This is a genomic window from Sphingopyxis granuli (genome assembly GCF_001559015.1).
Lineage (GTDB): Bacteria > Pseudomonadota > Alphaproteobacteria > Sphingomonadales > Sphingomonadaceae > Sphingopyxis > Sphingopyxis granuli.
The window spans coordinates 15,962-29,292 of the sequence record NZ_CP012199.1; the positions used below are offsets into that span (position 1 = coordinate 15,962).

Consider the following 13,331-nt stretch of genomic DNA (forward strand, 5'->3'; position numbering starts at 1 on the left):
GCTCGTCGTCACGCGGGTGTCATCCGGACGATCAGCCGTGCGGTGTACCGGCCCGAAGCGTCTGGAGCAGCGGACAGGCGGGATCGTCGCCGGCCTCGCAAGCCCGTACCGAAGCGGCGAGCACACGCTCCATCCGCTTGAGATCGGCGATCTTCGCGCGCACATCCGCAAGGTGCGACGAGGCGACGTCGCGCACCTCGGCGCAGGCAGCCTGGCCTCCAGTCGCGAGTTGGAGCAGCGCCCGCACCTCGTCGAGGGTGAAACCGAGCTCTCGGGCCCGGCGCACGAAGCCGAGGCGCCCTACATCCTCCTCGCCATAGTTGCGGTAGCGACCGCGCCGGAGCGGAACGTCGAGGACGCCGATCCGCTCATAATAGCGGATCGTTTCGATGTTGCAGCCTGTGCGGCGCGAGAGTTCGCCGATCTGCATCGCTCTGGTTGCGGCCATCGCAAAAATACCTCTTGAGTCTGTAGCTGCTACAGATGCTACGGCGTCCCCTCACACCGCACAAGGAACCGATCCCAATGCAGAATCGCCCCAAGGGTATCGACGCCGGCGCGTTCACCTTAGCCGGCATCGCCGCGGCTTTCGGCGTTGCATCCTGTTGCGCGCTGCCCTTCCTGCTGGCCTCTGCGGGGATCGGAGCCGCATGGCTCGGCGGCATCGCGATGGTCGCCATGCCCTATCGCACGCCGCTTCTTCTGATCGGGGCGGCATGCCTCATTCTCGGCGCCTTCCTGCTGTTCCGCCAGCAGCGCGCGGCCGCGCGCTGTGGCCCCGGCGGTGCCTGCACGCCCCGCTGGGTGCGCATCCTGACGCTTGCCGGCCTCCTGCTTGGCGCGGCGCTGCTGTGGGCGGGCTACCATTATGTCTGATGCCGGCCCCGACCTTCGTTCGACGATCACCTGTCCGCAGTGCGGCCATCGCGAGACGGAAACGATGCCGACCGACGCCTGTCAGTTCTTCTATGACTGCAAGGGCTGCGGTGCCGTGCTGAGGCCCGAGCCCGGCGACTGCTGCGTGTTCTGCTCCTATGGAACCACGCCCTGCCCTCCGATCCAGATCGGAGGCAAGGGCGCGTGCTGCGACTGAGCGGCACGCCCTTGCCTCGGCTGTCATTCCGGGCGTGCCTGCCTCCTTGCTGAATTTCCGGACAAGTCGTCGTTGACGCGGTCAGCGCGCGTGCCACCAGTCATAGACGTCCCCGAATCCGATGAGGCCATCGAACAGCGCGCAGAGGGTCAGCATCTGGCCGCAATGCACGTCATAGCGGTCGCGCGCGGTCTTGAGATGCTGGACGACCGTCACTTCGCCGATCCCGAGAATGACCGCCACTTCGGCCGCGGTCTTGCCGCGTGCGGTCCATAATACGCACTCGCGCTGCCGTTCGCTCAGCGTCGCTTTGCTTTTTAGCGGCACGGCGCCGACGAGCTGGCGTGCCGAGACGATCGCGAGCGCGCCGATGATTTCGGCAATGCGGAGCATATCGTCCTGAAGCTCGCTTTGCGGGCGCAGGACGAAAGAGCAGGCGCCGCTGGCCTCGCCAGGGAGGTGGCGCGGCACCGTATAGCCGTCGGCGAGACCATATTCGCGGCCGACATGGAGCATTTGCCGGTCGCTGCGGGTCAGCGGGATGTAGCTTTCGATCTCGTCCCAGCGGAAGCCGGTCATCGACCGTTCGCCGGCGCGGCGCACCGGATCGGCACCGCCAAGATCGAAACCGACATAGACCTTGGCCCAGGCATCGGGGTAATTGTGAACCAGCAGGGATGCCGGCTCGGCATTGCCGCGCCGGTCATAGGCGAGCGCGAAATGGTCGAAGCCGAGGCGCATCGATGCGCGCGCGAGGGCTTCGAAGAGCCCGTCCTCATTCGTCGCCGTGGAAATTTCGAGGGCGAGTTCCTCCATCAAACAAAAATGCTTCACTGTGACCGTCCGGTCGCCGGCACGTTCCCAACCCGTCGATCCCGCGAGCCGCTCCCTGGGTCGCCGGTCCCGGTTCCTCTCCGGCACGGACGACAGATGGGACATTATGCGACTGGTCCCGGCCCTCGGCGAGGCGGGCTTTTGCCCTGGCCCCTGCTGCGCGACGGCGATCGCCTCCCGGTCCTAATCGATTGGCCGGAAACGGGAAAGGCGCGGGCCCCGGAAAATTGGCCCCAGATCTGCATCTATATTCCGGTCGTCGGGCGCTGCCGCGCGGCGCCGGAAATAGAGCGAGAGGAAGGCATGAAATCTTGCGAGCGGATCGAAGGAGGCGGGAGTGGCCCTGCCTCCGGTCCGCTGCGGAGACCTTGCATGACATATCATTCCTTCTTCCCGCACTGGGCGTTCGCGCGGCCCGGCGTCCGCCCGACCGGCGTGTACGCCCCAACCCTGGCGCGGAGGGCGGCGGCATGAAACTCCTGACCCCCGATCTCGCGGCGCGCCTGCGCGCCAACGACGCCGCCCGGCGTGCCGCCGTCGCGCGCGGCGGGCGCGAGCCCGATCCGGCGCCCGTCGTGCGCTTCTTCAACCCGGTCGGGTCGGCGACCTGGCTCGCGACCGAGATGGACGAGGACGGCATATTGTTCGGCCTTGCCGACCTTGGCTTCGGATGCCCCGAGCTCGGCAGCTTCGCGCTGGCCGAACTCGAAGCGGTCCGGCTGCCGTTCGGCCTTGGTATCGAGCGTGATCTCGGCTTCACGCCGCATCATCCGCTCTCGGTCTATGCCGCGGCGGCTCGCAGCGCGGGCTCGATCCTGCTCGGCGAGCGGCGTTTGCGCGAAGCGGCAGCGCGGATGAGCGGGCGTGGCTGCCGGATTTCCGGGTGCGGATAGGTCCGCCTGCGGCGGCCCCAAAGGGAGAGGAGGGCCGGGTTTTCGTGACGGGCTTGAAAGCCGGGAGAGTGTCTCGCGGCGGCCCGTCATGGAGAATGGCCATGGCCAGAACTGCCGCCAAAATCACCCTCAGCCCGTCGCGCGACATCCCGCTCGACCGGCTGGTCCTGTCGCAGTCCAATGTCCGGCGTGTGAAGGCCGGCGTGTCGATCGACGCGCTGGCCGACGACATCGACCGGCGCGGGCTGCTCCAGAGCCTCAACGTCCGGCCGCTGCTGGGTGCCGACGGCCAGGAAACCGGCCGGTATGAGATACCGGCCGGCGGGCGCCGCCACCGCGCGCTGGAACTGTTGGTGAAGCGCAAAAGGCTCGCGAAGGATGCGCCGATCCCCTGCGTCGTGCGCGCTGCCGACAATGATATCCTCGCCGAGGAGGACAGTCTCGCCGAAAACAGCTTTCGCGAGCAGCTTCATCCGCTCGACGAGTTTCGTGCGATGCTGGCGATGGTCGAGAAGGACACCGGCATCGAGGAAATCGCCGCGCACTTCCACACCACGCCGGCCGCGGTGCGCCAGCGGCTCAAGCTCGCGGGTGTCTCGCCGAAGCTTCACACCCTCTACGCCGACGATGCGATGACGCTCGACCAGCTGATGGCGTTCACCGTGTCGGACGACCATGCGCGCCAGGAAGAGCTGTGGGACCAGCTCGAACACAGCTTCAACAAATCGGCGGCCTATATTCGGCAGAAGCTGACCGAGAACAGCGTGCGCGCCGCCGACAAACGGACATGCTTCGTCGGTCTGGGCGCCTATGTCGAAGCCGGTGGCGGCGTCGTGCGCGACCTGTTCGAAGCCGACGGCGGCGGCTGGCTCACCGATCCGGCGCTTCTCGATCGGCTGGTCGACGAGAAGCTGAAGGCGGAAGGCGAGCGCGTCCTTGCCGAGGGCTGGAAATGGGTGACGACCTCGATCGACCTGCCGTGGGACGCCACGCGCGGCCTCCGCGAAATCGACCGCGAGGTGACCCCGATGAGCGAGGACGAGCTGGCGCGCGTCGCCACGCTCGAGGCCGAAGCCGAGGAACTCGAGGGTGAATGGGCCGATGCCCCGGAGGTTCCGGCCGAGGTCCACGCGCGTCTCGATGCAGTCGAGACCGAGCTCGGTACGCTCGCGGACCGGCCGGAGCTGTTCGACCCGGCCGAAATGGCGATCGCCGGTGCCTTCGTCTCGATCGATCGCGATGGTTCGGTGCGGGTCGAGCGTGGATTCGTGAAGCCCGAGGACGAGCCGAAGGCGGAAGCGTCCGAAGACGAAGCGCATTCGGCCGCGGACGGCGATGCCCGGTCCGCCGGCCCGGACGCGGGCGGCGAAGCCGCGGTGTCGGCGGACGCCGGGGAGGACGAGGAGGTGGAGACACTCCGGCCCCTTCCCGATCGGCTCGTGTCGGATCTGACGGCGTGGCGCACGCTCGCGCTTCAGGACGCCTTCGCGCAGGATCCGGCGACCGCCTTCGCTTCGGTTCTCCATGCCCTGGTGCTCGGCTGCTTCTATTCGAGCAGCAGGGAAAGCTGCGTTCAGGTGTCGCCGAACCGCGTCTATTTCACGAACGCGCCGACCAATCTTCGCGATTGCGGTCCGGCACAGGCGATCGATGCGCGCGCGGCCGAATGGAAAGAGCGGCTCCCGCAGTCGGACAAAGAGGTGTGGGACTATTTGCTCACGCTCGATGGCGAGGAGCAGACGAAGCTGTTCGCGCATTGCGCGTCGCTCTGCGTCAACGCGCAGGCCGAGATCGTGCCCAAATATGACAATGGCCGGATTTCGGCGCACGGCGTCGAGCGCCGGATCGCGCACAGCCATATCCTGGCGCGCGCTGTGGGGCTCGATGTTCATGGCGCGGGCTGGCGGCCGACCGCCGATGATTATTTCCGCAGCGTCACCAAGCCGCGGATCCTTGCCGATGTCGCCGAGGCGCGCGGCGAGGCCTTCGCCAGGATGATCGACCATTTGAAGAAGGCCGACATGGCGCGCGAGGCCGAGCGGCTGGTCGAGGAGACGCGCTGGCTTCCGGCGCCGATGCGCACGCCGGGGCTCGATGACGAGCCCGACGACGCGGCCGAGGCCGGTGACATCGAGCTTCCCGTCGCGGCCGAGTGATACGGCTGGCGGGGCCATGAACCCCGCCGGACCTTTCGATACGGCGCAGCGGCGTTTGGAAAGTCGCCCTTGGGCGGCTTGAAGCGACCCGAGACCGACCATCGCCCCCAGCCAGGGCGCTGATGCCGGACCCTCGCCGACCCTGCGCCATTTCCCAACAATCCAGCCCGCGCCTCCGCTCCGGGGGACGCGCGCGGCTGCGTGGAGTCATGTCCATGGCACAGTTCCAAATCTTGTGTCCGCACTCGGAAGCCGAGTGGCGGCCGATCACGATCGAATTCATTTTCGCGCCCAACGGCGACCAGCAATATCTCTGGCCCTCCTTCGAGGAAGCCGAAGCAGCGCGGAAGCAACTGCTCCTCCGCGCGCCCGATGTGCAGCTTCGTATCGCGCTTGCCGGCGCCGATATCGGCGATGTCGACTGGCCGGTCCGCGAGAAGCTGCGCTTCGCCGACGGCAGCTATGCGCCGACGCCCTGGCACGACGAGCCCTGGTACCGGGAAAAGCACGACGAGCATTTCTGCCATGTCTCGACCGAGCAGGCCGGCAAGATCGCCTTCACCGAAAATGCCGCCAAGGGCCAGATCGACCGCCAGCTCGTGATGTCACCCGGCCGCTACCTCCATCGCTTCTTCTCGGCTCATCTCGACAACAATGCGATCGAGGGCTGGTGCGCCCGGCTCTCGGTGCAGCTCGAGGAAGATGCGCTCAAGATCACCCAGGATGCCGATGAGATCGAAGATGTCTATGTCGGCGGTCCCGGTAGCTGCATGGCGCATGACGCAAGCGAGTTCGACAGCTTCTGTCACCCGACGCGCGTCTATGCCGGTCCCGATACGGCCATCGCCTATATCGGACCTCGTGACGATGCCCGGGCGCGCAGCGTGGTGTGGCCCGAGCGCAAGATCTACACCAGCCTCTATGGCGATGTGTCGCGCCTCAGGTTGCTTCTCGAAAATGCCGGCTACGCCAAGGGCGGGCTGAACGGCGCGCGCATCCGGCGGATCGTCGACGGCGACAGCTTCGTCGTTCCCTATATCGATGCGGGCGATGACCTCGCTGACGATGGCGAATATCTCATCATCGGACGCGGCAGCATCCCGTCCGAGAACACCAATGGGCTCGGAAATCGATGCTGGTACTGCCCGCGGTGCGACCGCGAAACGACCGCGCACGACGAGGTCTATTACCGCGACGGCTCATCGGAAGAGTGGTGCTACAGCTGCTTCACCGATCACTCCGTCTTCTGTGATCACAACGGGCGCTCGTACAGCGACGCCGAAACCTTCATCACGGTTCTCGCCGATGGCGACGAGCATGATGTTCTCGAAGACGATGTGGAAGCATTTGGCGCGGTCTATCTCGACGATCGCGGCGAATGGTGGATCGAAAGCTGCTGCCGCCGGTGCGACGCCTCCGGCCAATGGTTCCACGCCGACGATCTCACCGAATATCATGGCGAATGGCTCTGCGCCGATCATCTTCCCGAGCCCTTCGACGATGACGACCCGTCGCTCGCCAACGCCCATGTCCTCGCCCATGACTGGTTTCGATATGAAATGGCCGCGATCGCGATCGAGGTCGCCAAATGGCAGGCGGCCGGGGAGCGTGCCCGCGACGAGCGGCTGAGGCGCGAGCGGGAGGAAGCGGAGCGCCTTCGCCTCGAAACCTTGCGTCGCCAGCCTTTCGAACCCTGCAATTGTGGGCGCGCGCACCGCAATTCTCTCGAAGCACCGGGGCTAGCCGATAGCCTCGTCCCTGCCGCTGCAGGCGCCTCAGCCCCTGCCGCTACCCCCTCGCATACAGGAGCCTGATCCCATGAACTATGAACTGACGGGCCGGGCCGGCCTGCTCGAAATCCTGTCCTGGGCGCGGCCCCATGACAGCGCCACCGAACGCGCCTTCTGCCGCGAATATCTCGACCGGATTCCCGGCATGCGTTCCGATGCCTTCGGCAACCGGATGATCACCATTGGGGGTCGTCCCCGCACCCTGTGGAGCTGCCATGTCGACACGGTCGCAGCGGTGGGCGGAGCGCAGGCGGTGGGCATCGACGCGCATGGCGTCGCGCATCTCTGCGACGGCAAGGCTGGCATGTCGCTCGGCGCCGACGACGGCGCGGGGCTGTGGATCATGCTCGGCATGATCGCGGCCGCGTGTCCTGGCCTCTACCTCTTCCATCGCGGCGAGGAGCAGGGCTGTCTCGGGTCGCGCTGGATCGAGCGCCATACGCCCGAACTGCTCGCGAATATCGATGCGGCGATCGCCTTCGACCGCGCCGGGCTCGGCGATGTCATCACCCATCAAAGCTATGGCCGGACCTGCTCCGACGCCTTTGCGACGAGCCTCGCGTCGGCACTCAACCAGCAGAACGCGGGCTTCCGTTACGCGCCCGACGACACGGGGGTCTATACCGACACCAATGAATATGCGGGCATCATCCCCGAATGCACCAACCTGTCGGTCGGCTATGAACGCCAGCACGGACCGCGTGAGACGCTCGATGTCGTTCATTGCGAGAAGCTGCTCGCCGCGATGCTCGAGCTCGATGCGTCGCGGCTGGTGATCGAACGCGATCCTGCCGTCCGGGAGGACGATGATCGCTGGTGGTTCGACCGGGGTCGCGGTCGCTGCGACAGTTTCGCCGAAGCGGTTGCCGATCATCCGGACCTTGCGGCCTGGATGCTTGAGCAATGCGGCGTCTCCTACGATGATTTCCAGATGGCGCTGTGGGCCGAGGAGATGGACGAGGATGGAGGTTATCGTCCGCTGATGGCGTCCTGATGCCTAACCTGCGGCCCCTGCCGCCGACGGGCAAATCGTGCGCCCTATCGACGCGCGCCCACCGAATTGCGCCATTTCGATGGTATCGCCGTCGCCTGATCGGGGCGATGGGCTTGATTTTGGTCATCGGCGCACAGAAATTGAAGCTCTACGTGCCGGCAGGGGCTGCTGGCGCCGATGTGTTCGCGCGGCTCGTCGATCGGTTTCCGATTGAGCGGGTCTCGGATCGCAAGGCCGCCTGAAGGAGCCCCGCATGGAAAGCCCAGCCCGTGAACTTGCGCGCCGTCTCGGTGAGAATGCCGAGGCGGTGTGCCGCCACTATCTCTCGAACGGTCGCCGCGAAGGCCATTATTGGCTGGTCGGCGATGTGCATAATGCACCGGGGCGAAGTCTCTACGTCCGCCTCAGCGGCAGCGAGAGCAAGCCGCGCGCCGGAAAATGGACCGATGCGGCGACCGGCGATCATGGCGATCTGCTCGACATCATCGCCGCGAGCTGCGCGCATATGAGCCTCGGCGACACGCTTGCCGAGGCGCGGCGCTTCCTGAGCCTGCCTCCGCCTGATCCGGTGAAGCGCAACCCGCGTCCGCGGCGGGCGAGCCCGGGAAGCAGGGAGGCGGCCGCGCGGCTTTGGGCGGCATCCAATCCCATCGCCGGGACGCTGGTGCGAACCTACCTCGCGGACCGCGCGCTTCGGCGTGGCGGGGATTTGCCGGCGCTGCGATATCATCCGCATTGTTATTATCGCCGGTCCGACGAGGATGCCCCTTCGGTCAAGCCGGCATTCCCGGCGATGATCGCGGCGGTGACCGATTTGGGCGGCTCGCTCACCGGCGTCCATCGCACCTGGCTCGATCCGGCACGGCCGGCCAAGGCGCCGATGGCCTATCCGCGCCGCGCGATGGGACATCTCCTGGGGCATGGCGTGCGCTTCGGGCTGGCGGGAGACGTCATGGCCTTCGGCGAGGGCATCGAGACCATGTTGTCACTGCGCGAGGTCGCTCCAGCATTGCCGCTCGTGGCCGGTCTCTCCGCCGCCCATCTTGCGGCACTTCTGTTTCCGGCAGGCCTGCGGCGGCTCTATGTCGCGCGCGAGGATGATCCCGCCGGGCGCGCCGCCTGGGCGGCGCTGAACGAACGCGCCTTGCCGCTCGGCATCGCGGTCCACCCGCTCGAGCCGCAGCGTGACGATCTCAACACCGATCTTCGCCGCTTCGGCTCGGCGCGGCTGGCGGAAAACTTGCGGCCGCAGTTGACGCCGGTCGACGCGGCGAGATTTCTTGGACGATGATCGCTGACGAAATGGGTTCGGCTCGGGGCTAGGACGCGATCGCGCTCTTTCAGCTATCGAGGCTCTTCTTTTCATAGATGGTCGTGATGGCCGTGCCGTCCCACATATAGCAGAGATGCCGTTCCTGCCGGCAATTGGACAGGAGGCGCGGCCGGAAGGCAGCGGCGCATTCGCCGCCGGGATGGCGGACGCTCTGATAGAGGATGCCGTCCGAGCCCGCATCGCGCAGTTCGGCCCCGAGCCCTTGGGCATGGATATAGCTGTCGGGATCGTAGAGATGCGCGTGGCTGTCCGCGAGACCGCGAATGTCGTGGAGACCGGCCTCGAGGTCGATGGCATAGACGCGCATGTCGATCTCCTGGGCGGGCTCGTCGGTCGCGGCGAGAAATCTGGCGCGGTGGTGCCGCGTTTCCGCGATCGCGGTGTCCAGCGTCAGGCCCGCATAAAAGACGCCGAAGCTGCCGTCGGTAAAACGGCTGCCCTCGGGATTGAGATGGGTGAAGGCCGCCATGATCGGTGTCGTGCCGGGACCCGAAACACGGTCCTCGGGCGGCACGAGCGCGAGCACGCCGACTTCGTCGCGGAGGCGATCGTTGGTCATCGCCTCGATCTGGAAGACCGCCTCGAGATCGTCCGGATCGGCGACCTTCTCGAACAGGCCGATCGGCGGGAAGCGGCTGGGGATGATGCGGTAGCAGGGCGTCCAGCTCGTCGCCGCCACCGGAATGTCGAGCGGCATGGGCTTAGCCGCGCTGCCCGTCGATATATTGCCGCACGACATAAAGGTCCGAGACATTGCCGGACACCATCCGGTCGAGGGCGGACTTGCCAGCGAAGCTCTTCGCCTTGTTCGGCTTGCGGACCCATTCGTCCGCGGTCTGCGGCACGAGGATCTGCAAGCCCTTGTAGATGCCCATGACATAGGAAATCCGCTCGAGCGCATCCTTCGAAAGCGCCGCGACCTCGCCGCGTTTCCAATTATGCAGCGTCGAACGGCTGTCGAGCCCCAGGACCGCCATCTGCTCGCTTTCGCTGAGCTTCCACGCCTCGGCGATGTTGAAAAAGGTGCGCAGCGCCGGGCCGGTAAGATCCTTCCGGTCGATCGTCTTTGCCAATGCCGTTGCCATGTCGGGCTCCTTCATGGTCCATATGTTCCTTTATTGAACAAAAGTCAATATTTCATCCGAAAAGATACACTGGCTCGCGCCCTTGACCGGGGCCACCATCCTCCGGGCGAACAGGTTGGTCTTCGCCCCATCCCGGCAGAGCCCGCGCCTCCGGCCTTCGCTGGAGGGCGACTGCGGCAGCGCGCGCGGGCCTCGCAATGGCCTGGCGTGCGGCTATTTTCCGCCGGGGCTCTGCCCCTTTGCATCGCGAGGCAAAATAGCCTTCGCCCGCCATCCTTCGCTGCGCTTCGGCCGCCCGGGCTCCGCCCGTGCGGTGCGGACCCGCACCCGCCGCCGCGGAGGCGTCGCCGCGAAGGCCGCGAGAGGCGCGGCCACCAGATGCGAGAGACGCCATGACCGACCTGTCCGACCTTCCCGAACGCGGCGAGCCGCATGAACCCGGCGCCAGCGCTTATCTTTTTCAGGAAATGCAGCTTTACGGTCACCGTCCCTATGAGGACGAGCCCGATGGCAGGCCGCTTCCCGACTACCGCCTCGCCGGCGGCGCCGTAGCCGACATCTTCGACGCGATGGCCGGCTGCCTCGTCGACACGCGCATCGAGCCGGATCTTGAAGACCTGCTCTGGAACATCGTCAATATCTTTCACCGTGCCGGCGAGCGGATCGAACGCGATCTCGATCGCAACGAGCAAGCGCAGCGCGAGCAGCAGCGCGAGCAGGACGGCAGCGAAATCCGCTCGGTCGAACTCGAGCGCAAGATCGCCGAAGGCATCACGCTGATCGAGCGCCGCGACACCATGGAGTTCTTCCGCGAATGCGCCGCCGAGCAGTTCCGCCTTCATGTCCGCAAAGCCTGGATGCCGCGCACCGGATCGCGCGCGCAGCATAAGACGCTGACTGCGTCGATGATCGACAGCCGCGATTTCCTCGACAAGCGGCTCCGCGAAAAGGCCGCGGCGCTGATCCCCGAAGGCACGCGCGTCGCCTTCAGCGGCGGTCCCGCCTGCAATGATCATCAGCATATCTGGGCCGCGCTCGATCGTATCCATGCCCGCCACCCCGACATGGTGCTGATGCATGGCGCAACGCCCACCGGGGCCGAGCGCGCCGCCGCCTGCTGGGCGGATACCCGCCGCGTGCCGCAGGTCGCTTTCCGGCCCGACTGGAACCGCCACAAGAAGGCGGCCCCGTTCAAGCGCAACGACCGGATGATCGACGCGATGCCCGCCGGGCTGGTCGTCTTCTCGGGCACCGGCATCCAAGACAATCTCGTCGACAAGGCGCGGGCGTTCGGCATCCCCGTCTGGGATTTTCGCGTGCCGCCCGCAAGTTGACGGCAAATTTGACTGCAACAGCGCTTGCCATCGGGCGAGCGGAATTACAGGGTGAGAATAGCCATGCGAACCGATCTCGATCATCTACCGCCGAACAAGCAGCGCGAGCTCGAGCGCGTGAAGGCGATCATCTTCGAAGAATTCGAGGATGCGATCGCGCTGGCGACGATGAGCTGGAAGAAGAAGGGCCGGATCGACAAGCTGATCCTCTACGGCAGCTATGCCCGCGGCGGCTGGGTCGACGAGCCGCATACCGCCAAGGGCTATCGGTCGGATTTCGACCTCCTCATCATCGTCAACGACAAGCGCCTGACCGAGCGGGTCGATTTCTGGCTGAAGCTCGAGGACCGGCTCATCCGCGAGCTTGCGATCGACAAAACGCTGCACACGCCGGTGAACTTCATCGTTCATACGCTGCAGGAGGTGAATGACGGGCTCGCGCATGGGCGCTATTTCTTCATGGACGTCGCGAAGGACGGAATCGCGCTCTACGCATATGACGACAAGGAATTGCACAAGCCGAAGCCGAAGACGCCCGAGCAGGCGCTGGCGATGGCAAAGGAATATTTCGAAGAGTGGATTCCGGGCGCGGCGGAGTTTTTAGAAGGATACAGGTTTTACGTCGGCCGACGGAGTTACAAAAAAGCAGCGTTTTTGCTGCACCAAGCCACCGAGAGCCTCTATCATGGGGCTCTGCTAGTCTGCACTTTCTACACGCCTTACGTTCACAATCTTGGTTTCTTACGAACGCAGGCCGAGCGTATCGATATGCGGCTGGTGAACGTCTGGCCGCGCGAGACCCGCGCCGATCGTGCGCGCTTCGAGAAGCTCAAGGAAGCCTATGTTAAGGCGCGCTACTCGAAGCATTACCGCATCACCGAGGAGGAGCTTCTTTGGCTCGGCGGCTGCGTCGAGGAACTGGGGCGCGCAGTCCACGCGATTTGCTCGGAGCGCATCGCCGAGCTTGAGGAGCAGTGCCGCCCGGCGTGATCGCCGGGGCTAGTCAGGGGTGCTTTCCGCCTTTCGCAGCGCGTCGGCGATCATAGCGGCGAGCGATTCCTCGGCCTGAATGCGGGCGACATGATCTTTCGATTCCAGGGCGCGGCGGACCCATTGCGGAGCCCGTTCGACGGCGCGCAGGACGATGCTGGTCAGTTCATCGGTCATCCCGGCGCTATATCGAAGCGCGCCCGACACGCAATCGCCAACGGTTAGGTGCGGCGATCGTGTCCTGTCTTAATCCTTGCCTAGGAACCGCTTGAAGCGCTCGCGGCCTTCGACCGTCTGCACCGCGACGTCCGCGTTCGTGCATTCGTCGCCGCGCGTCGAGCCGGCCCGGCAGTCGGCGACCACCTTTCGCGCCTCGTCGATATTCGCCTCGAAATATTAGGTGCTGCGCGGCTCGCTTTGGCCGCAGGCGGCCAGGCTGAGCCCGAGCAACAGGATAGCGGAATGTCGCAAATTCATTCTCCAGCCAGAAAATGGAAAGGAGAATATAGCCGCCGAGACCTTGGACGAAAGGCGAACTGGAACCAGATCTGGTTCTATTTCCTCGGGTTGATCAGTTTCTTGGCGTGCCCTTCCTATGCCGTCTGCGCTTCATAGCCGGCTTCGCGGATCGCCGCGATGAGCGCCGCGCTGTCCGCGCTGTCCGCGCCGGTCTCGACGCTCACCCGCCTTTCGGAAATGTCGGTTTCGACCTTGGCCGCGGTATCGATGCCCTGGATCGCTTTGGTGATCGAGCGCGCGCAGCCGCCGCATGTCATCCCGGGGATATTGAAACGGATCGTCATAGTATCTCCAAACTTCGATTGAAGTC

General features: G+C 65.5%; 16 protein-coding genes. 10 read left to right on the forward strand and 6 right to left on the reverse strand.

Annotation, left to right across the window (positions count from 1 at the left end; genetic code table 11):
- Positions 1-31 precede the first annotated feature (31 nt).
- Positions 32-448: a MerR family transcriptional regulator gene (locus SGRAN_RS00065; RefSeq protein ID WP_053555753.1), complete on the reverse strand. Its 417-nt coding sequence runs from the start codon at positions 446-448 to the stop codon at positions 32-34.
- Between the two features lie 77 nt (positions 449-525).
- Here SGRAN_RS00065 and SGRAN_RS00070 point away from each other — a divergent pair, with 77 nt between their 5' ends.
- A complete protein-coding gene (locus SGRAN_RS00070) occupies positions 526-876 on the forward strand; it encodes a mercuric transporter MerT family protein (RefSeq protein ID WP_053555752.1) in 351 nt (116 codons plus the stop codon).
- The gene (locus tag SGRAN_RS00075; RefSeq protein WP_053555751.1) at positions 869-1,093 is read left to right on the forward strand and encodes a GDCCVxC domain-containing (seleno)protein; all 225 of its coding nucleotides are present in this window, start codon (positions 869-871) and stop codon (positions 1,091-1,093) included. Before SGRAN_RS00070 ends, SGRAN_RS00075 begins: the two co-directional genes overlap by 8 nt.
- Before the next feature lie 81 nt (positions 1,094-1,174).
- Here the strand turns inward: SGRAN_RS00075 and SGRAN_RS00080 are convergent, their stop codons facing one another.
- Complete coding sequence (locus SGRAN_RS00080; protein WP_053555750.1) at positions 1,175-1,909, reverse strand: LuxR family transcriptional regulator; 735 nt, start codon at positions 1,907-1,909, stop codon at positions 1,175-1,177.
- 488 nt (positions 1,910-2,397) lie between these two features.
- Between SGRAN_RS00080 and SGRAN_RS00085 the strand changes: the two genes are divergently transcribed.
- The 6 genes from SGRAN_RS00085 to SGRAN_RS00105 all read left to right on the forward strand — a co-directional run bounded on the left by SGRAN_RS00085 (position 2,398) and on the right by SGRAN_RS00105 (position 9,051).
- Positions 2,398-2,820, forward strand: a complete 423-nt coding sequence (locus SGRAN_RS00085) for a DUF2958 domain-containing protein (protein ID WP_067179640.1) — start codon at positions 2,398-2,400, stop codon at positions 2,818-2,820.
- A 101-nt stretch (positions 2,821-2,921) separates the two neighbouring features.
- Positions 2,922-4,976, forward strand: coding sequence for a ParB/RepB/Spo0J family partition protein (locus SGRAN_RS00090; RefSeq protein ID WP_053555748.1), 2,055 nt, complete (start codon positions 2,922-2,924; stop codon positions 4,974-4,976).
- Positions 4,977-5,191: 215 nt separating this feature from the next.
- Positions 5,192-6,790 carry a hypothetical protein gene (locus SGRAN_RS00095; RefSeq protein WP_053555747.1) on the forward strand — a complete coding sequence of 533 codons (1,599 nt, stop codon included), beginning with the start codon at positions 5,192-5,194 and terminating at the stop codon, positions 6,788-6,790.
- A 4-nt stretch (positions 6,791-6,794) separates the two neighbouring features.
- Complete coding sequence (locus SGRAN_RS00100) at positions 6,795-7,760, forward strand: M28 family peptidase (protein WP_053555746.1); 966 nt, start codon at positions 6,795-6,797, stop codon at positions 7,758-7,760.
- The gene (locus SGRAN_RS22030) at positions 7,760-8,002 is read left to right on the forward strand and encodes a hypothetical protein (protein WP_053555745.1); all 243 of its coding nucleotides are present in this window, start codon (positions 7,760-7,762) and stop codon (positions 8,000-8,002) included. The genes SGRAN_RS00100 and SGRAN_RS22030 overlap by 1 nt, the downstream gene beginning before the upstream one ends.
- 11 nt (positions 8,003-8,013) lie before the next feature.
- Positions 8,014-9,051, forward strand: a complete 1,038-nt coding sequence (locus SGRAN_RS00105; protein ID WP_067179643.1) for a DUF7146 domain-containing protein — start codon at positions 8,014-8,016, stop codon at positions 9,049-9,051.
- A 49-nt stretch (positions 9,052-9,100) separates the two neighbouring features.
- Here the strand turns inward: SGRAN_RS00105 and SGRAN_RS00110 are convergent, their stop codons facing one another.
- Both SGRAN_RS00110 and SGRAN_RS00115 read right to left on the reverse strand, forming a co-directional pair.
- Positions 9,101-9,790, reverse strand: coding sequence for an RES family NAD+ phosphorylase (locus SGRAN_RS00110; protein WP_067179646.1), 690 nt, complete (start codon positions 9,788-9,790; stop codon positions 9,101-9,103).
- Between the two features lie 4 nt (positions 9,791-9,794).
- On the reverse strand, positions 9,795-10,178 hold the full coding sequence (locus SGRAN_RS00115; RefSeq protein ID WP_144423622.1) for an antitoxin Xre-like helix-turn-helix domain-containing protein: 384 nt from the start codon (positions 10,176-10,178) through the stop codon (positions 9,795-9,797).
- 392 nt (positions 10,179-10,570) lie between these two features.
- On the opposite strand from SGRAN_RS00115, the gene SGRAN_RS00120 reads away from it, so the two are divergent.
- On the forward strand, positions 10,571-11,512 hold the full coding sequence (locus SGRAN_RS00120) for a DUF2493 domain-containing protein (RefSeq protein WP_067179649.1): 942 nt from the start codon (positions 10,571-10,573) through the stop codon (positions 11,510-11,512).
- Positions 11,513-11,575: 63 nt separating this feature from the next.
- Positions 11,576-12,502 (forward strand): HEPN domain-containing protein, encoded by a 927-nt coding sequence (locus SGRAN_RS00125; RefSeq protein ID WP_053555740.1) that lies wholly within the window; start codon positions 11,576-11,578, stop codon positions 12,500-12,502.
- 9 nt (positions 12,503-12,511) lie between these two features.
- On the opposite strand, the gene SGRAN_RS22450 is transcribed toward SGRAN_RS00125, so the two are convergent.
- Both SGRAN_RS22450 and SGRAN_RS00135 read right to left on the reverse strand, forming a co-directional pair.
- Positions 12,512-12,679 (reverse strand): DUF6771 family protein, encoded by a 168-nt coding sequence (locus SGRAN_RS22450; protein ID WP_172709592.1) that lies wholly within the window; start codon positions 12,677-12,679, stop codon positions 12,512-12,514.
- 416 nt (positions 12,680-13,095) lie between these two features.
- Positions 13,096-13,305 carry a heavy-metal-associated domain-containing protein gene (locus SGRAN_RS00135; protein WP_067179656.1) on the reverse strand — a complete coding sequence of 70 codons (210 nt, stop codon included), beginning with the start codon at positions 13,303-13,305 and terminating at the stop codon, positions 13,096-13,098.
- Between the last annotated feature and the right edge of the window lie 26 nt (positions 13,306-13,331).